The 21,712-nt window shown below is 54.4% G+C and carries 20 protein-coding genes; 16 read left to right on the top strand and 4 right to left on the bottom strand.

Annotated elements, in window-relative coordinates; all coding sequences use genetic code 11:
- Positions 1-34: 34 nt before the first annotated feature.
- The gene (gene queG, locus C3432_RS16790) at positions 35-1,174 is read right to left on the bottom strand and encodes a tRNA epoxyqueuosine(34) reductase QueG (protein ID WP_103777683.1); all 1,140 of its coding nucleotides are present in this window, start codon (positions 1,172-1,174) and stop codon (positions 35-37) included.
- Here queG and nnr point away from each other — a divergent pair.
- The 15 genes from nnr (at position 1,173) to C3432_RS16715 (ending at position 19,123) form a co-directional block, all read left to right on the top strand.
- The gene (gene nnr, locus C3432_RS16785; protein WP_103777682.1) at positions 1,173-2,720 is read left to right on the top strand and encodes a bifunctional ADP-dependent NAD(P)H-hydrate dehydratase/NAD(P)H-hydrate epimerase; all 1,548 of its coding nucleotides are present in this window, start codon (positions 1,173-1,175) and stop codon (positions 2,718-2,720) included. The genes queG and nnr overlap by 2 nt on opposite strands.
- On the top strand, positions 2,692-3,153 hold the full coding sequence (gene tsaE, locus C3432_RS16780) for a tRNA (adenosine(37)-N6)-threonylcarbamoyltransferase complex ATPase subunit type 1 TsaE (protein ID WP_103777681.1): 462 nt from the start codon (positions 2,692-2,694) through the stop codon (positions 3,151-3,153). Before nnr ends, tsaE begins: the two co-directional genes overlap by 29 nt.
- A 16-nt stretch (positions 3,154-3,169) precedes the next feature.
- Positions 3,170-4,501 carry an N-acetylmuramoyl-L-alanine amidase AmiB gene (gene amiB, locus C3432_RS16775; RefSeq protein WP_103777680.1) on the top strand — a complete coding sequence of 444 codons (1,332 nt, stop codon included), beginning with the start codon at positions 3,170-3,172 and terminating at the stop codon, positions 4,499-4,501.
- A gap of 9 nt (positions 4,502-4,510) precedes the next feature.
- Positions 4,511-6,376 (top strand): DNA mismatch repair endonuclease MutL, encoded by a 1,866-nt coding sequence (gene mutL, locus C3432_RS16770; protein ID WP_103777679.1) that lies wholly within the window; start codon positions 4,511-4,513, stop codon positions 6,374-6,376.
- Positions 6,369-7,319, top strand: coding sequence for a tRNA (adenosine(37)-N6)-dimethylallyltransferase MiaA (gene miaA / locus C3432_RS16765; RefSeq protein WP_103777678.1), 951 nt, complete (start codon positions 6,369-6,371; stop codon positions 7,317-7,319). Before mutL ends, miaA begins: the two co-directional genes overlap by 8 nt.
- 157 nt (positions 7,320-7,476) lie before the next feature.
- Positions 7,477-7,785, top strand: coding sequence for an RNA chaperone Hfq (gene hfq, locus C3432_RS16760; RefSeq protein ID WP_103777677.1), 309 nt, complete (start codon positions 7,477-7,479; stop codon positions 7,783-7,785).
- A gap of 73 nt (positions 7,786-7,858) precedes the next feature.
- Entirely contained in the window at positions 7,859-9,139 is a 1,281-nt protein-coding gene (hflX, locus tag C3432_RS16755; protein WP_103777676.1) for a ribosome rescue GTPase HflX, read from the top strand.
- 189 nt (positions 9,140-9,328) lie between these two features.
- Positions 9,329-10,591: an FtsH protease activity modulator HflK gene (gene hflK / locus C3432_RS16750; RefSeq protein WP_103777675.1), complete on the top strand. Its 1,263-nt coding sequence runs from the start codon at positions 9,329-9,331 to the stop codon at positions 10,589-10,591.
- A gap of 2 nt (positions 10,592-10,593) precedes the next feature.
- Complete coding sequence (gene hflC, locus C3432_RS16745) at positions 10,594-11,598, top strand: protease modulator HflC (protein WP_103777674.1); 1,005 nt, start codon at positions 10,594-10,596, stop codon at positions 11,596-11,598.
- An 81-nt stretch (positions 11,599-11,679) separates the two neighbouring features.
- Positions 11,680-11,877: a DUF2065 domain-containing protein gene (locus C3432_RS16740; protein ID WP_042321436.1), complete on the top strand. Its 198-nt coding sequence runs from the start codon at positions 11,680-11,682 to the stop codon at positions 11,875-11,877.
- A 103-nt stretch (positions 11,878-11,980) separates the two neighbouring features.
- Positions 11,981-13,279 (top strand): adenylosuccinate synthase, encoded by a 1,299-nt coding sequence (gene purA / locus C3432_RS16735; protein ID WP_103777673.1) that lies wholly within the window; start codon positions 11,981-11,983, stop codon positions 13,277-13,279.
- A gap of 207 nt (positions 13,280-13,486) precedes the next feature.
- Complete coding sequence (gene nsrR, locus C3432_RS16730; protein ID WP_103777672.1) at positions 13,487-13,915, top strand: nitric oxide-sensing transcriptional repressor NsrR; 429 nt, start codon at positions 13,487-13,489, stop codon at positions 13,913-13,915.
- A gap of 152 nt (positions 13,916-14,067) precedes the next feature.
- Complete coding sequence (gene rnr / locus C3432_RS16725; protein WP_103777671.1) at positions 14,068-16,521, top strand: ribonuclease R; 2,454 nt, start codon at positions 14,068-14,070, stop codon at positions 16,519-16,521.
- A 66-nt stretch (positions 16,522-16,587) separates the two neighbouring features.
- Complete coding sequence (gene rlmB / locus C3432_RS16720) at positions 16,588-17,319, top strand: 23S rRNA (guanosine(2251)-2'-O)-methyltransferase RlmB (RefSeq protein WP_103777670.1); 732 nt, start codon at positions 16,588-16,590, stop codon at positions 17,317-17,319.
- A 181-nt stretch (positions 17,320-17,500) separates the two neighbouring features.
- A complete protein-coding gene (locus C3432_RS16715; protein WP_103777669.1) occupies positions 17,501-19,123 on the top strand; it encodes an isovaleryl-CoA dehydrogenase in 1,623 nt (540 codons plus the stop codon).
- A gap of 85 nt (positions 19,124-19,208) precedes the next feature.
- On the opposite strand, the gene yjfN is transcribed toward C3432_RS16715, so the two are convergent.
- Together yjfN and bsmA are read right to left on the bottom strand one after the other, a co-directional pair.
- Complete coding sequence (yjfN, locus tag C3432_RS16710; protein ID WP_146050958.1) at positions 19,209-19,484, bottom strand: DUF1471 family protease activator YjfN; 276 nt, start codon at positions 19,482-19,484, stop codon at positions 19,209-19,211.
- A gap of 152 nt (positions 19,485-19,636) precedes the next feature.
- Positions 19,637-19,966 carry a biofilm peroxide resistance protein BsmA gene (gene bsmA / locus C3432_RS16705; protein WP_103777667.1) on the bottom strand — a complete coding sequence of 110 codons (330 nt, stop codon included), beginning with the start codon at positions 19,964-19,966 and terminating at the stop codon, positions 19,637-19,639.
- A 181-nt stretch (positions 19,967-20,147) separates the two neighbouring features.
- Between bsmA and yjfP the strand changes: the two genes are divergently transcribed.
- Entirely contained in the window at positions 20,148-20,897 is a 750-nt protein-coding gene (gene yjfP, locus C3432_RS16700) for an esterase (protein ID WP_103777666.1), read from the top strand.
- Here yjfP and ulaR read toward each other — a convergent pair.
- Entirely contained in the window at positions 20,894-21,649 is a 756-nt protein-coding gene (gene ulaR, locus C3432_RS16695; RefSeq protein WP_103777665.1) for an HTH-type transcriptional regulator UlaR, read from the bottom strand. The genes yjfP and ulaR overlap by 4 nt on opposite strands.
- Positions 21,650-21,712: the final 63 nt, after the last annotated feature.

Here is a 21,712-nt window from a genome sequence, read left to right as displayed (position 1 = left end):
GTATTTTTATTTTTATACACAAGCTGTGGATGATTCAGGCATCCCGTGGCAGTCCTTTTTCAATCACTCTGACCAGACGCTGTTTTTGGGGGCGCTGTACCTCAACCACGCACGCGTTTCGTTTCTCAATTTGCTGCGCAATCGCCCACGTTATGTGTTCGTCGAGAAGTGGGTGCTCACCTCTGCGGCTTTCCAGCGCTGTTAAAACGGCATCATTCCAGGGCGCATTGCCCAGCGCGACGGCAATATTTCGCAACCAGCGTAAGTGGCCAATGCGTCGAATCGCGGAGCCTTCTGTGACGTTCAAAAAACGGGCCTCACTCCAGCCAAACAGGTCGATCAACTCCGGCGCGTGCAACGCTTTGCGCGGACTGAAGTCTTCTTCTTCCGTCAGCTGCGAATAGCGATTCCATGGACAAATAAGCTGGCAGTCGTCACAGCCATAGATACGGTTGCCTATTAATCCTCGGAATGCTTCTGGAATTGCCCCTTCCAGCTCAATGGTGAGATAGGAGATGCAGCGGCGGGCGTCAACGGTGTAAGGCTCGACAATGGCGCCTGTTGGGCAGATAGTCATGCAGGCGACGCATTTCCCGCATCCTTCCTCCACGGGGTGATCGACTGGCAAGGGGAGATCAATCAACAGCTCGCCAAGAAAGAAAAAGGAACCCGCCTCGCGGTTGAGGATAAGTGAGTGCTTACCCGTCCAGCCAAGCCCGGCTTTTTCAGCCAGGGGGCGTTCAAGAATGGGCGCGGAATCGACAAAAGGTCTAAAATTCAGCGAAACACAATGTTGCTGGATTTTCTCACCCAGCTTTTTGAGGCGGTTACGCAGAAGCTTATGGTAGTCACGACCCAGCGCATAGCGACTGACGTAACCCAGTGTGGGATTTTTCAGCGTGCTGGCAAAGGCGGCGTTGGCAGGGAGATAGTTCATGCGTACGCTGATGACGCGTAACGTTCCTGGCAAAAGTTCGTGAGGCCGGGCGCGCATCATGCCGTGACGCGCCATCCACTCCATTTCGCCGTGGTACTGTTTGTCCAGCCATGCCTGCAGTTTGGGTTCGGTTCCGCTAAGGTCGGTATCGGTAATACCGATCTGCTGAAAGCCCAGTTCCAGCCCCCACTGCTTAATTTTTTGCGCTAACTGACTGAGATCGAGGGGCTCTGACATGACGGACCATACAATGAAGAAAAACCTCATAAGTATACCACACTCCATCTGGCCCGCCGACGACATCAGGCGGATGGAGCGAGAGGCGGCAGACAGTTTAGGACTGACGTTGTACGAGCTGATGCAACGGGCGGGAGAGGCGGCGTTTCATGCGACCCGGAGTGCCTGGCCTGACGCCCGCCAATGGCTGGTGCTCTGCGGTCATGGAAATAATGGCGGCGATGGATATGTACTGGCACGTCTGGCAAAAGCGGTGGGCATTACCGTGACGCTGTTGACGCAGGAGAGTGACAAGCCGCTACCTGAAGAGGCTTCGCTGGCGCGCGAAGCCTGGCTAAATGCCGGTGGCGTGATTCATGCCTCAGATATCCTCTGGCCAGAAGGCGTGGATGTCATTATTGACGCGCTGCTGGGCACCGGCTTGAAACAAGCCCCGCGCGCACCTGTCAGCAGACTCATTGAGCGCGCCAATGCTCACCCTGCACCGGTTATGGCGATTGACATACCTTCTGGCCTGTTGGCTCAAACGGGGACGACGCCGGGCGCTGTGATTAACGCTTCGCATACCGTTACGTTTGTCGCGCTTAAACCCGGGCTTTTGACCGGGAAGGCGCGCGATGTTGTTGGCTGTTTGCATGTCGATGCGTTAGGGCTGGAAGCGTGGCTGGCGGGGCAGGCCGTACCCGTTCAGCGCTTTGATGCCTCATTGCTCGCGCACTGGCTAACTCCGCGGCGTGCGACATCGCACAAAGGCGATCATGGTCGACTGGTGATAATTGGCGGCGATCGCGGAACGGCCGGAGCCGTTCGTATGACCAGCGAGGCGGCGCTGCGTGCCGGAGCGGGGCTGGTTCGCGTGCTTACGCGCAGCGAAAACATCGCGCCACTTCTGACCGCCCGGCCTGAGTTAATGGTTCATGAGCTGACCTCGCAGTCCCTTGACGACAGCCTGGAATGGGCCGATGTCGTGGTGATTGGCCCCGGCCTCGGGCAGCAGGAGTGGGGCAAGAAAGCGTTGCAGAAGGTTGAGAATTTTCGCAAACCCATGCTGTGGGACGCCGATGCGTTGAACCTGCTGGCAATCAGCCCTGATAAACGTCACAATCGCGTGATCACGCCGCATCCGGGCGAAGCTGCGCGACTGCTGGGGTGTGCTGTCGCAGAAATTGAAAACGATCGCTTAGATTCTGCCCAGCGCCTGGTAAAACGGTACGGCGGCGTTGTGGTGCTGAAAGGCGCAGGGACGGTCGTTGCCGCAGAGCCGCACGGTTTAGGGATTGTTGATGCGGGCAATGCTGGAATGGCCAGTGGCGGGATGGGGGACGTGCTCTCCGGAATCATTGGCGCATTGCTCGGACAGAAGTTTACCCCGTATGATGCAGCGTGTGCGGGATGCGTCGCCCACGGCGCGGCGGCGGATGTGCTCGCGGCGCGTTTCGGTACTCGCGGCATGCTGGCGACCGATCTTTTTTCCACGCTACAGCGTATTGTTAACCCTGATGTGATTGACGTATATCATGATGAATCGAGTCATACCGCTCCCTGACGAGCAGGCAACTTTAGACCTGGGGCTACGGGTGGCCAACGCCTGCAAGGGCGCCACCGTAATTTATTTGTACGGCGACCTGGGTGCAGGTAAAACCACTTTTAGCCGGGGATTTTTGCAGGCGCTGGGCCATAAAGGTAATGTCAAAAGCCCAACCTACACCCTGGTTGAACCCTATTCCCTCGATAACCTGATGGTATATCATTTCGATTTATATCGCCTTGCGGACCCTGAGGAGCTGGAATTTATGGGGATCCGCGATTATTTTGCCAACGATGCCATTTGCCTGGTGGAATGGCCACAACAGGGTAAAGGTGTACTCCCTGACCCGGACGTCGAAATACACATAGATTACCAGGCGCAAGGTCGTGAGGCGCGCATTAGCGCTGTCTCCTCATCAGGTAATTTGTTACTGGCGCGTTTAGCCGGTTAACCGTAAGGGTGGCGGGATGATTTATCGCATCAGAAATTGGTTGGTAGCCACGCTGGTCCTGTTGTGCGCGCAGTCCGGTGCTGCCAGCCTCTCCGATATTCAGGTTTCCAATGGCGAACGGCAGGCGCGAATTACGCTCAGTTTTATTGGCGATCCTGATTATGCGTTTTCCCATGAGAGTAAACGTGCTGTCGCGCTGGATATTAAGCAGACCGGCGTGATTCAGGGACTGCCGCTGGTGTTTAGCGGTAATAACCTGGTGAAGTCGATCCGTTCAGGTACGCCGAAAGACGCGCAGTCTCTGCGCCTGATGGTGGATCTCACTGAAAACGGCAAAACCGAAGCGGTGAAACGACAAAACGGGGGAAACTATACCGTAGTTTTCACCATCAATGCCGACGTACCGCCTCCGCCACCTCCGCCGCCAGTTGTGGCAAAACGCGCCGAGGCGCCGGGTGTGACTCCGCGTCCGGGCGAACCTGCGCGGAATCCGTTTAAGACTGGTAACGACCGTACAACTGCCGTTACCAGCAGCAATACGGTCACGCGTCCGGCGGCGCGAGCCTCTTCAAGCAACGACGATAAAGTCGTCATCGCGATTGATGCCGGTCATGGTGGTCAGGATCCCGGCGCGATTGGCCCCGGCGGTACGCGTGAGAAAAACGTCACTATTGCGGTGGCCCGTAAACTGCGCACGTTGCTTAATGACGATCCGATGTTCAAAGGGGTATTAACGCGCGACGGCGATTATTTTATCTCTGTGATGGGGCGTTCCGACGTGGCGCGCAAACAAAACGCGAACTTCCTGGTATCGATTCATGCAGATGCCGCGCCAAACCGTAGCGCCACGGGTGCCTCGGTGTGGGTGCTCTCGAACCGCCGCGCTAACAGTGAAATGGCGAACTGGCTGGAAGAGCATGAGAAGCAGTCTGAGCTATTGGGCGGGGCGGGCGATGTGCTGGCGAACAGCCAGTCCGATCCCTACTTAAGCCAGGCAGTGCTGGATTTGCAGTTCGGCCATTCCCAGCGCGTAGGGTATGATGTGGCGACAAATATGCTAAGTCAGCTGCAACGTATTGGTTCTTTGCATAAGCGTCGCCCGGAACATGCCAGCCTTGGCGTATTACGCTCTCCGGATATTCCGTCGGTGTTGGTTGAAACCGGCTTTATCAGTAACAGCAGCGAAGAGCGCCTGCTGGCGAGCGATGACTATCAGCAACAGCTGGCAGACGCGATCTACAAAGGACTACGCAACTACTTCCAGGCACATCCGCTGCAATCCGCTCCGCAAGGGGCACCGGCACAAACTGCCAGCGCTGTGTCACCGGGTGAGTCGTTGATTAACTAAGGAATAAGCATGCCGATTCAGGTCTTACCGCCACAACTGGCGAACCAGATTGCCGCAGGTGAGGTGGTCGAACGACCTGCGTCGGTAGTCAAAGAACTGGTGGAAAACAGCCTCGATGCGGGGGCCACGCGGATCGACATTGACATCGAGCGCGGTGGGGCGAAGCTGATTCGCATCCGCGACAACGGCTGTGGCATCAAAAAGGACGAACTGGCGCTGGCGTTGGCGCGACATGCTACCAGTAAAATCGCCTCGCTTGACGATCTCGAAGCGATCGTCAGCCTGGGGTTCCGCGGCGAAGCATTGGCCAGTATCAGCTCAGTTTCACGTCTCACCCTCACCTCGCGGACCGCGGAACAACAAGAAGCCTGGCAGGCATATGCGGAAGGGCGTGATATGGACGTGACGGTCAAACCGGCGGCACATCCGGTGGGAACGACGCTGGAGGTGCTGGATCTGTTTTACAACACGCCGGCACGGCGCAAATTCATGCGCACCGAGAAAACCGAATTCAATCATATTGATGAGATCATTCGCCGTATAGCGCTGGCACGTTTCGACGTCACTATTAATCTGTCGCACAACGGCAAGATGGTGCGTCAATACCGGGCGGTTGGGCAGGACGGGCAGAAGGAACGCCGGTTAGGCACGATTTGCGGTATCCCATTTCTGGAGCAGGCGCTGGCGATTGAATGGCAGCACGGTGATTTAACGCTGCGCGGCTGGGTGGCGGATCCAAACCACACTACTACGGCGCTGGCGGAGATCCAGTATTGCTATGTGAACGGACGCATGATGCGCGACCGGTTAATCAATCACGCCATCCGCCAGGCGTGCGAAAATAAACTGGGCGCCGATCAGCAGCCGGCGTTCGTGTTGTACCTTGAAATCGATCCGCACCAGGTTGATGTGAATGTGCATCCGGCCAAACATGAGGTGCGTTTCCATCAGTCACGTCTGGTGCATGATTTTATCTATCAGGGCGTACTGAGCGTGCTGCAACAGCAGCTGGCGTCGCCGCTGCCGCTGGAATCCGATGACGAACCCGCGACAGGACGTATCCCTGAAAACCGCGTCGCAGCCGGACGTAACCACTTTGCCGAGCCTGCGATAGCGCGTGAATCGGCAACGCCGCGCTACTCTACTGCATCGCCAGGGGAACAGGGGCACGGCGGGCATCAGCCAGCGGGAACCTGGCCGCATGCTCATCCGGGATACCAGAAGAAGCAAGGTGAAGTTTATCGGCAACTGCTGAAAACGCCGGCTCCGGTGCACAAAGCACCCATGCCGGAACCGATTGAACCTTTACTGGCAGGTCACTGTCAGAGTTTTGGTCGTGTGTTAACGATTGTCGGGCACGACTGTGCGTTGCTTGAACGCGAGGGGCAGATTCAGCTGCTGGCGCTGCCGGTTGCCGAGCGCTGGCTGCGTCAGGCGCAGCTCACGCCGGGACAGGAGCCCGTTTGTGCCCAGCCGTTGTTAATTCCGCTGCGTTTAAAAGTGACCGTTGATGAAAAAGCGGCGCTGGAGAAAGCGCAGAGCCAGCTGGTGTCGTTAGGGATTGAATTTCAGGTTGATGCCCAGCATGTGACCATTCGCGCGGTGCCTTTACCCTTACGCCAACAAAATTTACAAATCTTGATTCCTGAACTGATAGGCTACCTGGCGCAGCAGTCTGAATTTGAACCTGGCAATATTGCCCAGTGGATTGCACGTAATTTGATAAGTGAACATCCGCAGTGGAGCATTGCCCAGGCCATTACTCTGTTAGCGGATGTTGAGCGGTTATGCCCGCAGCTTGTGAAGGCGCCGCCGGGTGGTTTGTTACAACCTGTTGATTTACATTCGGTTATAAACACCCTGAAACATGAGTGAAGTAAGTAAGGCGAGCCTGCCAAAGGCAATCTTTTTGATGGGGCCGACGGCCTCCGGCAAAACGGCGCTGGCCATTGCGTTGCGTAAAGTTTTGCCAGTAGAGTTGATAAGCGTTGATTCTGCCCTTATTTACAAAGGGATGGATATCGGTACGGCGAAGCCGGATGCTGAAGAGTTAAACGCTGCCCCGCACCGGTTGCTGGATATCCGCGATCCGTCGCAGGCATATTCGGCTGCAGATTTCCGTCGCGATGCGCTAGCGGAGATGGCTGATATCACTGCAGCAGGGCGTATTCCGCTGTTAGTGGGCGGAACTATGTTGTATTTCAAGGCATTGCTGGAAGGGCTCTCGCCGTTACCTTCGGCGGATCCCGAGATCAGAGCCAGAATTGAGCAGCAGGCAGCAGAGCAGGGGTGGGATGCGTTGCACCGGCAGCTTCAGGATATCGATCCGACTGCGGCGGCACGAATTCATCCAAATGATCCGCAAAGACTTTCCCGGGCACTGGAAGTTTTTTTCATTTCGGGTAAAACTTTAACGGAACTGACGCAAACGTCGGGAGACGCTCTGCCGTATCAGGTGCATCAGTTCGCTATCACCCCGGCGAGCCGTGAACTGCTCCATCAGCGAATTGAGCAGCGTTTTCATCAGATGTTGGCTTCAGGTTTTGAAGCAGAAGTCCGGGCGCTCTTTGCCCGAGGAGATTTGCATACGGACTTGCCTTCCATTCGTTGTGTGGGATATCGCCAGATGTGGTCATACCTTGAAGGCGAAATATCATATGATGAAATGGTTTATAGAGGTGTTTGCGCCACGAGGCAGTTGGCGAAGCGTCAGGTAACCTGGTTGCGCGGTTGGGAAGGGGTCCACTGGCTTGACAGTGAAAAGCCTGACCAGGCACGAAACGAAGTATTGCAGGTTGTTGGTGCTATCGCGAACTGAATGTGTACAATTGAGGCGTATCGTGCGCAATTTTTCAGAAATTTAGTAAGGTTCAGCTATACGCGAAATCATTCATGCTGCGTCAAGGCGGCCAACGCAGAGGTAGCCTGAAGGATGAAGTGTATAAGTACAAATAAGCATATAAGGAAAAGAAAGAATGGCTAAGGGGCAATCTTTACAAGATCCGTTCCTGAACGCACTGCGTCGGGAACGTGTTCCAGTTTCTATTTATTTGGTGAATGGTATTAAGCTGCAAGGTCAAATCGAGTCTTTTGATCAGTTCGTGATCCTGTTGAAAAACACGGTCAGCCAGATGGTTTACAAGCACGCGATTTCTACTGTTGTCCCGTCTCGCCCGGTTTCTCATCACAGCAATAATGCGGGTGGCGGCACTGGCAGTAACTATCATCACGGTAGCAGCGCGCAGGGTTCTTCTGCGCAACAGGACAGCGAAGAGGCCGAATAAGGCTTTGGGCTGTTTTACACACGGGGAGCCAGGTGTCTGCGTTCCCCGCTGATCTATATTGAGAGGTTAACGCTTGTTTGACCGTTATGATGCCGGTGAGCAGGCGGTGCTGGTACACATCTATTTTTCGCAAGACAAAGATATGGAAGACCTTCAGGAGTTTGAATCTCTTGTCTCTTCCGCCGGTGTCGAAGCAATGCAGGTGATTACCGGGAGCCGTAAAGCACCGCACCCGAAGTATTTTGTTGGTGAAGGTAAGGCTGTTGAAATTGCGGAAGCCGTGAAAGCGACTAATGCTGCGGTCGTGCTTTTTGATCATGCATTGAGTCCTGCTCAGGAGCGTAACCTGGAGCGTTTGTGCGAGTGTCGGGTGATCGACCGCACGGGCCTCATTTTAGATATTTTTGCCCAGCGTGCGCGTACCCATGAGGGTAAGTTGCAGGTTGAGCTGGCGCAGCTGCGTCATTTGGCCACACGTCTGGTCCGTGGCTGGACCCACCTTGAAAGGCAGAAAGGCGGGATTGGTTTGCGCGGTCCGGGTGAAACCCAGCTCGAAACCGACCGTCGTTTGCTGCGTAATCGCATTTTGCAAATACAGTCGCGCCTGGAAAAAGTTGAGAAGCAACGTGAGCAGGGGCGACAATCGCGTATTAAAGCGGATGTCCCGACCGTCTCACTGGTGGGATATACCAACGCCGGAAAATCCACACTTTTCAATCAGATAACAGAAGCCAGAGTTTATGCAGCAGATCAGCTGTTCGCGACTCTGGACCCGACATTGCGTCGTATTGACGTAGTGGATGTCGGGGAAACCGTACTGGCGGATACCGTTGGGTTTATCCGACATCTCCCGCACGATCTGGTGGCGGCGTTTAAAGCCACCCTGCAGGAGACCCGGCAGGCCACTCTGCTGCTTCACGTTGTTGATGCGGCGGATGTGCGTGTGCAGGAGAACATCGACGCAGTGAATACGGTTCTCGAAGAGATCGAGGCTCACGAGATCCCAACGCTGATGGTGATGAACAAGATCGATATGCTGGACGACTTTGAGCCGCGTATTGACAGAGATGAAGAGAACAAACCCATCCGAGTCTGGCTTTCCGCGCAGACTGGCGTTGGGATACCACAGCTTTTTCAGGCTTTGACAGAGCGACTTTCTGGCGAAGTTGCGCAGCATACGCTGCGTTTACCGCCGCAGGAAGGGCGTCTGAGAAGTCGGTTTTATCAGCTTCAGGCAATAGAAAAAGAGTGGATGGAGGATGACGGCAGCGTAAGTCTGCAGGTTCGTATGCCGATCGTTGACTGGCGTCGCCTCTGTAAACAGGAACCGGCACTGGAAGACTATGTTGTCTGACCTGACGGATATGGCCTGAAGATTTTTTCGCCTCTATACCTTGTGGGTTTTGTGCGGCAGGAAGGCGGCAAGTCCTGAAATCTCCAGGAGCATAGTCAACTATGTGACTGGGGGTGAGGGACGTAGCCAACGTATCTGCAGCGCAAAAGACGCAGGTATAGCATCGCATAACAAATATGGAGCACAAACATGGCGTGGAATCAGCCCGGTAATAACGGACAAGACCGCGACCCGTGGGGAAGCAGCAAACCAGGCGGCAACTCTGAGGGAAATGGAAACAAAGGTGGTCGCGAGCAGGGGCCTCCTGATCTCGATGATATCTTCCGCAAACTGAGTAAAAAACTCGGTGGTCTGGGTGGTGGTAAGGGAACCGGTTCTGGCGGTGGCAGTTCATCGCAAGGCCCGCGCCCGCATCTGGGCGGTCGAGTTGTCACCATCGCGGCGGCAGCGATCGTTATTATCTGGGCAGCCAGCGGTTTCTATACCATCAAAGAAGCGGAACGCGGCGTGGTCACACGCTTCGGTAAATTCAGTCATCTGGTTGAACCCGGTCTGAACTGGAAACCGACGTTCATCGACGAAGTGACCCCGGTGAACGTGGAGGCCGTTCGTGAACTGGCCGCTTCCGGCGTGATGCTGACCTCTGATGAAAACGTGGTGCGCGTTGAGATGAACGTGCAGTACCGCATCACCGATCCGCAGAAGTACCTGTTCAGTGTGACCAGTGCCGATGACAGTCTGCGCCAGGCGACTGACAGTGCGCTGCGCGGCGTCATTGGTAAATACACCATGGACCGAATCCTGACTGAAGGTCGTACCGTTATTCGTAGCGATACTCAGCGTGAGCTGGAAGAGACCATCCGTCCGTACAACATGGGTATCACCCTGCTGGACGTCAACTTCCAGGCTGCTCGTCCGCCGGAAGAGGTGAAGGCCGCGTTTGATGACGCGATTGCTGCACGTGAGAACGAACAGCAGTACATCCGTGAAGCGGAAGCCTATACCAACGAAGTTCAGCCGCGTGCAAACGGTCAGGCACAGCGTATCCTTGAAGAAGCGCGTGCTTACAGAACGCAAACCATCCTGGAAGCTCAGGGTGAGGTGGCGCGCTTCGCTAAAATCCTGCCGGAATATAAAGCTGCGCCAGAGATTACCCGTGAGCGTCTGTATATCGAAACAATGGAAAATGTGTTGAGCCATACCCGTAAGGTGCTGGTTAACGATAAGGGTGGCAATCTGATGGTTCTGCCGTTGGATCAGATGCTGAAAGGTGGTAGTGCGCCTGCGGCGAAGAGTGACAACAATGCCAGCAATCTGCTGCGTCTGCCGTCATCTTCTTCATCCAGCAGCACTCGCGGAGCAAGCAACACCTCGTCCACCAGTCAGGGCGATATTATGGACCAACGCCGCGCAAACGCGCAGCGTAACGACTACCAGCGTCAGGGGGAATAACGATGCGTAAGTCAGTTATTGCGATTATCATCATCGTGCTGGTAGTGCTGTACACCTCAATCTTTGTGGTTAAAGAAGGCGAGCGCGGAATTAAGTTCCAGTTCAGCAGCGTCGTGCGCGATAGCGATAAGAAGCCGTTGATTTATGAACCAGGGCTGCATTTCAAGGTTCCGTTTATTCAATCGGTGAAAATGCTCGATGCGCGTATTCAGACGATGGATAACCAGGCCGATCGTTTCGTGACGAAAGAGAAGAAAGACCTGATTGTCGACTCCTATATCAAGTGGCGCATCAGCGATTTCAGCCGTTACTTCCTGGCAACGGGCGGCGGCGATATTTCTCAGGCGGAAGTGCTGCTGAAACGTAAGTTCTCTGACCGTTTGCGTTCTGAGATTGGTCGTCTGGATGTGAAAGACATCGTGACCGACTCCCGTGGCCGCTTAACGCTCGAAGTGCGTGACGCGCTGAACTCTGGTTCTGCCGGAACGGAAGATGAAGTGGCGACCCCGGCAGCGGATAGCGCGATTGCCGAAGCGGCTGAACGCGTGACCGCTGAAACCAACGGTAAAGTGCCGGTCGTCAACCCGAACAGTATGGCGGCGCTGGGCATCGAGGTGGTGGATGTGCGTATTAAGCAGATCAACCTGCCGGCCGAAGTCTCCGAGGCGATTTACAACCGTATGCGCGCTGAGCGTGAAGCGGTAGCCCGTCGTCACCGTTCACAGGGTCAGGAAGAGGCGGAGAAACTGCGTGCGACCGCCGACTATGAAGTGACGAAAACGCTGGCTGAAGCCGAGCGTCAGGGTCGCATCATGCGTGGTGAAGGCGATGCCGAAGCGGCGAAACTGTTTGCCGACTCATTCAGTCAGGATCCTGACTTCTACTCCTTTATTCGTAGCCTGCGTGCTTACGAGAAGAGCTTCGAAGGTAATCAGGACGTGATGGTGATGAGCCCGGACAGCGATTTCTTCCGTTACATGAAGACACCGAACGCTACAACACGATAAAATTAGCGTCAGCGGTTTTAGACCAGCAAAACCACCAGCATCTTCAGGGATGCGGTGGTTTTCTTTTTATAAGGACTCACGATGAACTCAACAATCTGGCTGGCGCTTGCTTTGGTTTTGGTGCTTGAAGGGCTAGGCCCGATGCTCTATCCCCGCGCATGGAAAAAGATGATTTCTGCTATGACGCAGCTACCTGAAAATACATTGCGCCGTTTTGGCGGTGGACTTGTGGTTGCGGGCATTGTGGTCTACTACATGTTGAGGAAAACGATTGGCTGATCAAAAAATGTGCGAAATTAGCTGAATTTTGGATGCAGAAAGTGCTGTATATCTGAAAAAGCGATGGTAGAATCCATTTTTAAGCAAACGGTGATTTTGAAAAATGGGTAACAACGTCGTCGTACTGGGCACCCAATGGGGTGACGAAGGTAAAGGAAAGATCGTCGATCTTCTGACTGAACGGGCTAAATATGTTGTGCGCTACCAGGGTGGACACAACGCTGGCCATACTCTCGTAATCAACGGTGAAAAAACCGTCCTCCATCTTATTCCATCAGGTATCCTCCGTGAGAACGTAACCAGCATCATCGCTAACGGTGTTGTGCTGTCTCCGGCTGCGCTGCTGAAAGAGATGAAAGGACTTGAAGATCGTGGCATCCCTGTTCGTGAGCGCCTGCTGCTGTCTGAAGCCTGTCCGCTGATTCTTGATTATCACGTTGCGCTGGATAACGCGCGTGAGAAAGCGCGTGGCGCGAAAGCAATCGGCACCACCGGTCGTGGTATCGGGCCTGCTTATGAAGATAAAGTGGCACGTCGCGGTCTGCGCGTGGGTGACCTGTTCGACAAAGCTGCCTTCGCTGAAAAACTGAAAGAAGTGATGGAATATCACAACTTCCAGCTGGTTAACTTCTACAAAGTGGAAGCAGTCGACTACCAGAAAGTGCTGGATGATGTGATGGCGATTGCCGACATCCTGACCGGTATGGTTGTTGATGTCTCCGATCTGCTGGACCAGGCGCGTAAGCGTGGCGATTTCGTCATGTTCGAAGGTGCGCAGGGTACGCTGCTGGACATCGACCACGGTACCTATCCATATGTAACCTCCTCTAACACCACCGCTGGTGGCGTAGCGACCGGCTCTGGCCTGGGTCCGCGTTATGTGGATTATGTTCTGGGTATTATCAAAGCTTACTCCACTCGCGTGGGGGCGGGTCCGTTCCCGACTGAGCTGTTTGATGACACCGGCGAGTTCCTGTGCAAGCAAGGTAATGAATACGGTGCGACTACGGGTCGTCGTCGTCGTACCGGCTGGCTGGATTCCGTTGCCGTACGCCGTGCCGTTCAGATCAACTCTCTGTCTGGCTTCTGCCTGACCAAACTGGACGTACTGGACGGTTTGAAAGAGGTGAAAATCTGTGTGGCTTACCGTATGCCGGATGGTCGTGAAGTGACAACCACTCCGCTGGCGGCAGATGACTGGAAAGGTATTGAGCCGATTTACGAAACTATGCCTGGCTGGTCTGAATCTACCTTTGGTGTGAAGGAGCGTAGTGGCCTGCCGCAGGCTGCGCTGAACTACATCAAGCGCATTGAAGAACTGACCGGCGTGCCGATTGATATTATTTCTACCGGCCCGGATCGCACTGAAACCATGATTCTGCGCGACCCGTTCGACGCATAATTGATGGATGCCCGGGAGGCTTTTTGCTTGCCGGGCCAATGATGTGATACATTGTCATGTCGGACAAAGCACAACGCTTGTCCGACATCATGCTAAATCCTCGCTTTTTTCCTTCCCAAACCGAAATAAATTAGCGGCCTGGCTGTTGGCTGGTTTATCATCAATACAAATAAGTTGTATCCCGAATCCCCTTTTCCTGAGGTTGATGTGCAGTTAACGAGTTTCACCGATTACGGATTACGTGCGCTAATCTATATGGCGTCACTACCCGAAGGACGCATGACCAGTATCTCTGAGGTGACAGAAGTTTATGGTGTGTCCCGTAATCATATGGTCAAAATAATCAATCAACTTAGCCGGGCGGGCTACGTTACTGCTATCCGAGGGAAAAATGGCGGTATCCGCCTGGGGAAACCCGCGAGCACAATTCGTATTGGTGATGTGGTGCGCGAGCTGGAGCCCCTGTCGCTGGTGAACTGCAGCAGCGAGTTTTGCCACATTACCCCAGCCTGCCGACTCAAGCAGGCGCTTTCTAAGGCCGTGCAACGTTTTCTTACGGAACTGGACGACTACACGCTTGCCGATTTGGTTGAACATAATCAACCGCTTTATAAATTATTGCTGGTGGAAGAATAAAATCTAAAGTATTTCGCGTCGCATCCCGGCGGCAACTGAGCGACTTCTCTGGCGCATACAAAAGTAAGCGTCTGGGGGAGCAAAGGCAGCCAACAAAGAGGCGGCGTGAAAGACGAAAGAATTCCACCAGAGCTGACAATGGAGGAACCTCAATGTCACAAGATCCTTTCCAGGAACGCGAAGCTGAAAAATACGTGAATCCTATCCCGAGCCGGGAATTTATCCTCGAACATTTAACCAAACGTGAAAAACCAGCCAACCGTGATGAGTTAGCTGCAGAACTGAATATTGAAGGTGAAGAGCAGCAGGAAGCTCTGCGCCGTCGTCTGCGTGCGATGGAGCGTGACGGACAGTTGGTCTTCACCCGCCGCCAGTGCTATGCGCTGCCTGAGCGTCTTGATCTGCTGAAAGGCATCGTGATTGGGCACCGTGATGGCTATGGCTTTCTGCGCGTCGAAGGACGCAAAGACGATCTGTATCTTTCCAGCGAGCAGATGAAAACCTGCATTCATGGCGATCAGGTGCTGGCACAGCCGCTGGGCGCAGATCGTAAAGGTCGCCGCGAGGCGCGTATCGTCCGCGTTCTGGTGCCGAAAACCAGCCAGATTGTCGGTCGCTATTTTACCGAAGCGGGCGTAGGCTTTGTGGTGCCTGACGATAGTCGCCTGAGCTTCGACATACTGATCCCACCTGAAGAGGTGATGGGAGCACGTATGGGCTTTGTGGTGGTGGTCGAACTGACCCAGCGTCCGACCCGTCGTACTAAAGCGGTCGGTAAAATCGTTGAAGTGCTGGGCGATAACATGGGTACCGGCATGGCCGTTGATATGGCGCTGCGCACCCATGAAATTCCTTATGTCTGGCCGCAGGCGGTAGAAAAACAGGTTGCCGGGCTGAAAGAAGAGGTCCCGGAAGAGGCGAAAGCCGGTCGTGTAGACCTGCGCGATTTACCGCTGGTGACCATTGATGGCGAAGACGCCCGTGACTTTGATGACGCGGTCTACTGCGAGAAGAAACGCGGTGGAGGCTGGCGCCTGTGGGTTGCTATTGCTGACGTGAGCTATTATGTGCGTCCGCCGACCCCGTTGGATCAGGAAGCGCGCAACCGTGGTACATCGGTCTACTTCCCGTCACAGGTCGTGCCGATGCTGCCGGAGGTACTCTCTAACGGTCTGTGTTCGCTGAACCCGCAGGTAGATCGCCTGTGTATGGTCTGCGAAATGACCGTTTCGACGAAAGGTCGCCTGACGGGCTACAAATTCTATGAAGCGGTGATGAGTTCACACGCGCGTCTGACCTATACCAAAGTCTGGCATATGTTGCAGGGCGATCGGGAGCTGCGCGAGCAGTATGCGCCGCTGGTGAAGCATATTGAAGAGTTGCACAACCTCTACAAAGTGCTGGATAAAGCGCGTGAAGAGCGCGGCGGTATTTCGTTTGAAAGTGAAGAGGCGAAGTTTATCTTCAACGCCGAGCGTCGCATTGAACGTATTGAGCAAACTCAGCGTAACGACGCGCACAAACTGATTGAAGAGTGCATGATCCTCGCGAACATCTCGGCGGCCCGTTTCGTTGAGAAAGCCAAAGAGCCAGCGCTGTTCCGTATTCACGATAAGCCGACCACCGAGGCGATCACCGCCTTCCGTTCTGTACTGGCGGAACTGGGGCTGGAACTGCCTGGCGGCAACAAGCCGGAGCCGCGAGATTACGCGGAACTGCTGGAATCCGTTGCCGACAGGCCTGACGCTGAAATGTTGCAGACCATGCTGCTGCGTTCAATGAAGCAGGCGATTTACGATCCGGAAAACCGTGGTCACTTTGGTCTGGCGCTCCAGTCGTATGCGCACTTTACCTCACCGATTCGTCGCTATCCGGATCTCTCTTTGCACCGCGCCATTAAATATCTGCTGGCGCATGAGCAGGGCCACAAGGGAACTACCACGGAAACGGGCGGCTACCACTATTCGATGGAGGAGATGCTGCAACTGGGTCAGCACTGTTCCATGGCCGAGCGACGCGCCGACGAAGCGACACGCGACGTTGCCGACTGGCTGAAGTGTGACTTTATGCTGGATCAGGTAGGCAACGTCTTTAAAGGCGTGATTGCCAGCGTAACCGGTTTTGGTTTCTTTGTGCGTCTGGATGAGCTGTTTATTGATGGCCTGGTGCACGTCTCTTCCCTCGACAACGATTACTATCGTTTCGACCAGGTAGGCCAACGTCTGACGGGCGAGTCCAGCGGGCAGACTTACCGTCTGGGCGACCGTGTGGAAGTGCGCGTTGAAGCGGTCAATATGGACGAGCGCAAAATCGACTTTAGCCTGATCTCCAGCGAGCGCGCCCCGCGTAACGTTGGTAAGACGGCGCGTGAGAAAGCGAAGAAAGGTGACGCAGGCAAAAATGCCGGTAAACGTCGTCAGGCCGGTAAAAAGGTTAACTTTGAACCGGACAGCGCTTTCCGCGGCGAGAAAAAAGGGAATGCGTCAGCCAAACCAAAGGCGGCGAAAAAAGGCGATAAAAAAGTGAAAAAGCCATCGGCAAAAACGCTTAAAATCGCCGCTGCCACCAAAGCTAAGCGTGCGGCGAAAAAGAAAGATACACAGTAAGCCACACAGCCTAAGCCGGGGATGCATAGCGTCACCCGGCATGATTAACTATTAACGAGTACATTCATGAGTGAAATGATTTACGGCATCCACGCGGTGCAGGCCCTGCTGGAGCGCGCGCCTGAACGTTTTCAGGACGTCTTTATTCTTAAAGGCCGGGAAGATAAACGTCTGCTGCCGCTGATCCATGCTCTGGAAGCGCAGGGCGTGGTTATCCAGCTGGCGAATCGTCAGTTCCTGGACGAGAAAAGCGAGGGTGCAGTACATCAGGGCATTATTGCCCGCGTGAAACCGGGTCGTCAGTATCAGGAAAACGATCTGCCGGATCTGGTAGCCTCTCTCGATCAACCGTTTCTGCTGATCCTTGATGGCGTTACCGATCCACACAACCTTGGGGCTTGCCTGCGTAGCGCAGACGCTGCGGGCGTGCATGCTGTCATTGTACCTAAAGATCGCTCCGCACAATTGAATGCGACAGCGAAGAAGGTGGCCTGTGGTGCAGCGGAGAGCGTGCCGCTGATTCGTGTGACGAACCTGGCGCGTACCATGCGGATGCTGCAGGAAGAGAATGTCTGGATTGTCGGTACCGCAGGCGAAGCCGACCATACGCTGTACCAGAGCAAAATGACCGGTCGCATGGCATTGGTCATGGGCGCAGAAGGCGAAGGTATGCGCCGTCTTACCCGCGAACACTGTGACGAACTGATTAGCATTCCAATGGCGGGCAGCGTTTCATCGCTCAACGTTTCCGTTGCAACGGGCATCTGCTTGTTTGAGGCCGTCCGTCAGCGCAGTTAATATTTACTGTCTTATCGGGCCATCCTTCGGGATGGCTTTTTTGTGACCTTAATCCCAGGCGTACTTTCTCCTTCCTGACCATACTTATACCCTAAATAATTCGGGTTGCAGGAAAGCCAACACACCTGCAACTTGAAGTATGACGAGTATCGCAGGGCTGCCATTGAAGGAGGGAGACACAATGCACTGGCAAACACACACCGTTTTTAATCAGCCGACACCGCTTAATAACAGTAACTTATTCCTGTCTGACGTCGCACTTTGTGAAGCGATCGCCCGGGAAGGTGCTGGTTGGGACCGCGATCTTCTCGCCAGTATCGGTCAGCAACTGGGGACCGCAGAGTCCCTTGAGCTGGGACGACTGGCAAATGTCCACCCTCCTGAACTGCTACATTATGACCCGCAAGGACAGCGGCTGGATGACGTACGCTTTCATCCTGCATGGCACTTGTTAATGCAAGGGCTTTGCGCCAATCGCGTGCATAACCTTGCCTGGGAAGAGGAAGCTCGCTCAGGATCGTTTGTTGCACGCGCGGCGCGTTTTGTTCTCCATGCGCAGGTGGAAGCCGGAACGTTATGTCCGGTGACAATGACGTTTGCCGCGACGCCGCTGTTATTGCAGATGCTGCACAGTTCCTTTCACGACTGGCTGACGCCGCTACGCAGCGATCGTTATGATTCACACCTGCTGCCAGGTGGACAAAAACGCGGTCTGCTGGTTGGGATGGGAATGACGGAAAAGCAGGGAGGCTCCGATGTGCTCAGCAATACCACCCGGGCGGAACGGCTGGAGGATGGCGCTTACCGGCTGGTAGGGCATAAATGGTTTTTCTCTGTGCCACAGAGCGATGCGCATCTGGTGCTGGCGCAGGCGAAAGGAGGCTTGTCATGCTTTTTTGTTCCGCGTTTTTTGCCTGACGGTAAACGTAATGGGGTACGGCTGGAGAGACTGAAAGATAAGCTGGGAAACCGTTCTAATGCCAGCTGTGAAGTGGAGTTTCAGGATGCCATAGGGTGGTTGCTGGGTGAGGAGGGCGAAGGTATCCGCCATATCCTGAAGATGGGCGGAATGACGCGCTTTGACTGCGCGCTGGGTAGCCACGGAATGATGCGACGCGCCTTTTCCATAGCTATTTATCACGCGCATCAGCGGCAGGTCTTTGGCAAGCCGTTAGTTGAGCAACCGATGATGCGTCAGGTATTGGGGCGCATGGCGTTGCAGCTCGAAGGTCAAACGGCGCTGTTGTTCCGTCTGGCACATGCGTGGGATCGGCGTAGCGATCCGAAAGAAGCGCTATGGGCACGCCTGTTTACACCCGCAGCAAAATTCGCGGTCTGTAAAAGTGGCATCCCGTTTGTCGCTGAGGCGATGGAAGTGCTGGGAGGCATCGGCTATTGCGAAGAGAGCGAGTTGCCGCGCCTGTATCGTGAAATGCCGGTGAACAGTATCTGGGAAGGCTCAGGTAACGTTATGTGTCTTGACGTATTACGTGTGTTAAGCAAACAAAGCGGCACCCTGGATCTGCTCGCTGACGCGTTTGCACAAGTGAAAGGTCAGGACCGGTATTTCGACCTGGCGGTACGTCGACTCCAGCAGCGGTTGCGCAAACCTTCTGAGGAACAAGGGCGGGAGATCTCGCAGTGGCTGTTTTTGCTTGGCTGCGGTGCACAGATGCTACGCCATGCTTCGCCGCCGGTGGCGCAGGCCTGGTGTCAGGTGATGCTGGATACGCGAGGTGTTGCGCGATTGCCCGATCGGGTCGTGAACGATCTGCTACTGCGGGCAACAGGAGGATTACGCTAACGATTTGCCTGATGGCGGCGCGGATGTGTCTTATCACGCCTGCAACTGGTGCAGGCCGGATAAGCTTATGCTATCCGGCACTCTGTTACGCGTAGAGTATGGCCTGGACCCGCCAGTTATCAGGCTGCTGATCCTCATACATCTGAATGATCCGATACCATGAGGCACCCTGCTCATCGGCCTTTAACGCCACGATTCGCTCCACATCCTGCGGATTTCCTGAAATATTACTGACGGAGATCAGACCAATTTCGTTCAGGCCCGTCACGCAGTCAGCACTGGCGAATTCGGCAGACTGTGCCGTGGTACTCACCAGTCCGGCAGAAAGCAGCAGTGAGGATAAGGCAAGTGATTGTTTCATCGTCAGCTCCATTTTTCGTTTCCCCACATCGGTAGGGCATTCCGTCGCGGTAATAAACTTCGAGCTTCCTGCTGTCGGTTTATTGTGCACAGGTAAACGTACAGAGATGCAAAGCGATGTAAATTTGATTAAAAACAATCACCTGGTATCGACTATCGACGGTATAAAATGGCCTGTGAATACCACTGACCCGTCACGATGGTTTCATCAACCAATAAGATAACGTAATAATCTGCTTTGGCTGCGGCGGCTTTAGCTCTGATCACATCGACCGCATCATCCGGGGACCCCCGAACCAGCGAACTCACGGTTCCCATTCGCTGCAACCCTTGTGTCTGGTCGCGACGAATTTCTTGAGGGCGATCGGTGACGGAAGGTGCTGGCTGTGGAGTCCCCTGCAGCACGCTGCATCCACATAAAAACACTACCAGCATCAAAGAGGCAAACCGGCGCATAACTCTATCTCGTTTCCTGATAACCATAGTGTAGTGCCTTATCCATTTCCATTTAGGGGAATGTTCCCGAATTGTTATCTCCCACTCGATTTTCGAATGAAAATGTTGCGAAAGCGTAATCTGGTTCTCAACATCGCGAAATGTTGCTGCACACTTAAACTTGCGTTAAGCATTTCCTCATGGCATACCGGAAAGAAAGGGGAGACACATGATAGAAATTGAAACGCGACAGCTGGCTGGTATTCCGATCCTCCACGCTTATCCAACAGGGAAAAGTAAAACGCCTTTACCATGCATCATCTTTTATCATGGATTTACCTCATCAAACCTGGTTTACAGCTATTTTGCCGTTGCCCTGGCGCAGGCAGGCTTGCGGATTATTATGCCCGATGCGCCCGATCACGGGGCGCGATTCACTGGTGATACACAGGGAAGGATGCGCCAGTTCTGGCAGATTTTGCAGCAAAATATGCAGGAATTTACTGCGTTACGTGCGGCGGTCGTCGCGGAAAAATGGTTGTCTGACGATCGACTTGCTGTAGCGGGGGCATCAATGGGGGCGATGACCGCATTGGGAATTATGACCCGGCATCCGGAGGTCCGGTGTGTTGCCAGCCTGATGGGATCGGGATACTTCACCCGACTGGCCCGAACCCTGTTTCCACCTTCGACGCTGAAAACCGCCGCGCAGCAGGCTGAGTTTGAGAATATTATCGCCCCCCTTGCGGAATGGGAGGTATCACATCAGCTGGAACGCCTGGCGGACAGGCCATTGTTGTTATGGCACGGGCAGGATGACGACGTGGTACCGGCAGTTGAAACCTTCCGTTTGCAGCAGGCGCTCATTCAGGCGGGTCTGGACAGCAAGCTGACCTGTCTGTGGGAGGCGGGCGTCCGACACCGTATTACGCCAGAAGCGCTGGCAGCCACGGTGTCGTTTTTTCGTCAGCATCTTTAAACGCGCAGAACGCTGACTCCCTGCGCTTCCAGTTGTTGCAGGATCTCCGGGTTGGCACTCTTCCCGGTGATCAGCATGTCAATCCGATCCGCACGGCTGAAAAGCATTCCTGCCCGCTCACCGACCTTGCTGCTGTCGACAAGTACCACCAGTTTACCCACCACGCTGAGCATCTTCTGTTCTGCCATCGCGGTGAGCATGTCCGTTTTATACAGGCCGTCTGCCGTTAACCCCTTACCGCTGGTGAACATCCAGTGTCCCGCGTAGAGGCTGTTTTCACTCCCTTGCGGGCTCAGCGTAATGGACTGACTCTTGTTGTACTGCCCCCCCATGATGATCACGCTTTCGTGTTCCTGATCGATCAGATAGTTTGCCAGCGGCAGGTAATTGGTGATGATCTGCACCGGCTTGCCGCACATTTCGCGCCCGAGCAGGAAAGCGGTGGAGCCGCAGTTAATCACCACGCTTTCGCCAGGATTAACCAGTTGGGAAGCAGCTTTGGCGATTCGTACTTTTTCATCGTGATTCTGCGCCTGATGCAGATTCATCGGCGTCCAGCGCGGCCGTTGTTGGGTGATGGCCTCCGCGCCATTACGGACTTTCTTTAGCTTGCCGTTCTCATCGAGTTTGTTGATATCCCGTCGTGCCGTCGCCGGTGAGATGCCCAGTCGTTCGACGACATTTTCAACGGTCACAAAGCCCAGCTGCGCCAGCATATCCAGTAAGATTTGATGTCTTTGTGCTTCAGTCATGAGCTATTCCGATACAAAATGATTTTTAAAGATGATATTTGAAATAGCCTGAAAATACTAAAG

The organism is Citrobacter amalonaticus, assembly GCF_002918555.1.
GTDB lineage: Bacteria > Pseudomonadota > Gammaproteobacteria > Enterobacterales > Enterobacteriaceae > Citrobacter_C > Citrobacter_C amalonaticus_A.
Note: the sequence above shows the minus strand (reverse complement) of the source record. Positions and strands in the feature narration are given on the sequence as shown.

Excerpts from the sequence above, each read along its gene's own strand:
- nnr (WP_103777682.1), top strand. The coding sequence starts at position 1,173 with ATGACGGACCATACAATGAAGAAAAACCTCATAAGTATACCACACTCC.
- queG (WP_103777683.1), bottom strand. The coding sequence starts at position 1,174 with ATGTCAGAGCCCCTCGATCTCAGTCAGTTAGCGCAAAAAATTAAGCAG.
- tsaE (WP_103777681.1), top strand. The coding sequence starts at position 2,692 with ATGATGAATCGAGTCATACCGCTCCCTGACGAGCAGGCAACTTTAGAC.
- amiB (WP_103777680.1), top strand. The coding sequence starts at position 3,170 with ATGATTTATCGCATCAGAAATTGGTTGGTAGCCACGCTGGTCCTGTTG.
- mutL (WP_103777679.1), top strand. The coding sequence starts at position 4,511 with ATGCCGATTCAGGTCTTACCGCCACAACTGGCGAACCAGATTGCCGCA.
- miaA (WP_103777678.1), top strand. The coding sequence starts at position 6,369 with ATGAGTGAAGTAAGTAAGGCGAGCCTGCCAAAGGCAATCTTTTTGATG.
- hfq (WP_103777677.1), top strand. The coding sequence starts at position 7,477 with ATGGCTAAGGGGCAATCTTTACAAGATCCGTTCCTGAACGCACTGCGT.
- hflK (WP_103777675.1), top strand. The coding sequence starts at position 9,329 with ATGGCGTGGAATCAGCCCGGTAATAACGGACAAGACCGCGACCCGTGG.
- hflC (WP_103777674.1), top strand. The coding sequence starts at position 10,594 with ATGCGTAAGTCAGTTATTGCGATTATCATCATCGTGCTGGTAGTGCTG.
- C3432_RS16740 (WP_042321436.1), top strand. The coding sequence starts at position 11,680 with ATGAACTCAACAATCTGGCTGGCGCTTGCTTTGGTTTTGGTGCTTGAA.
- purA (WP_103777673.1), top strand. The coding sequence starts at position 11,981 with ATGGGTAACAACGTCGTCGTACTGGGCACCCAATGGGGTGACGAAGGT.
- rnr (WP_103777671.1), top strand. The coding sequence starts at position 14,068 with ATGTCACAAGATCCTTTCCAGGAACGCGAAGCTGAAAAATACGTGAAT.
- rlmB (WP_103777670.1), top strand. The coding sequence starts at position 16,588 with ATGAGTGAAATGATTTACGGCATCCACGCGGTGCAGGCCCTGCTGGAG.
- C3432_RS16715 (WP_103777669.1), top strand. The coding sequence starts at position 17,501 with ATGCACTGGCAAACACACACCGTTTTTAATCAGCCGACACCGCTTAAT.
- yjfN (WP_146050958.1), bottom strand. The coding sequence starts at position 19,484 with ATGAAACAATCACTTGCCTTATCCTCACTGCTGCTTTCTGCCGGACTG.
- bsmA (WP_103777667.1), bottom strand. The coding sequence starts at position 19,966 with ATGGTTATCAGGAAACGAGATAGAGTTATGCGCCGGTTTGCCTCTTTG.
- yjfP (WP_103777666.1), top strand. The coding sequence starts at position 20,148 with ATGATAGAAATTGAAACGCGACAGCTGGCTGGTATTCCGATCCTCCAC.
- ulaR (WP_103777665.1), bottom strand. The coding sequence starts at position 21,649 with ATGACTGAAGCACAAAGACATCAAATCTTACTGGATATGCTGGCGCAG.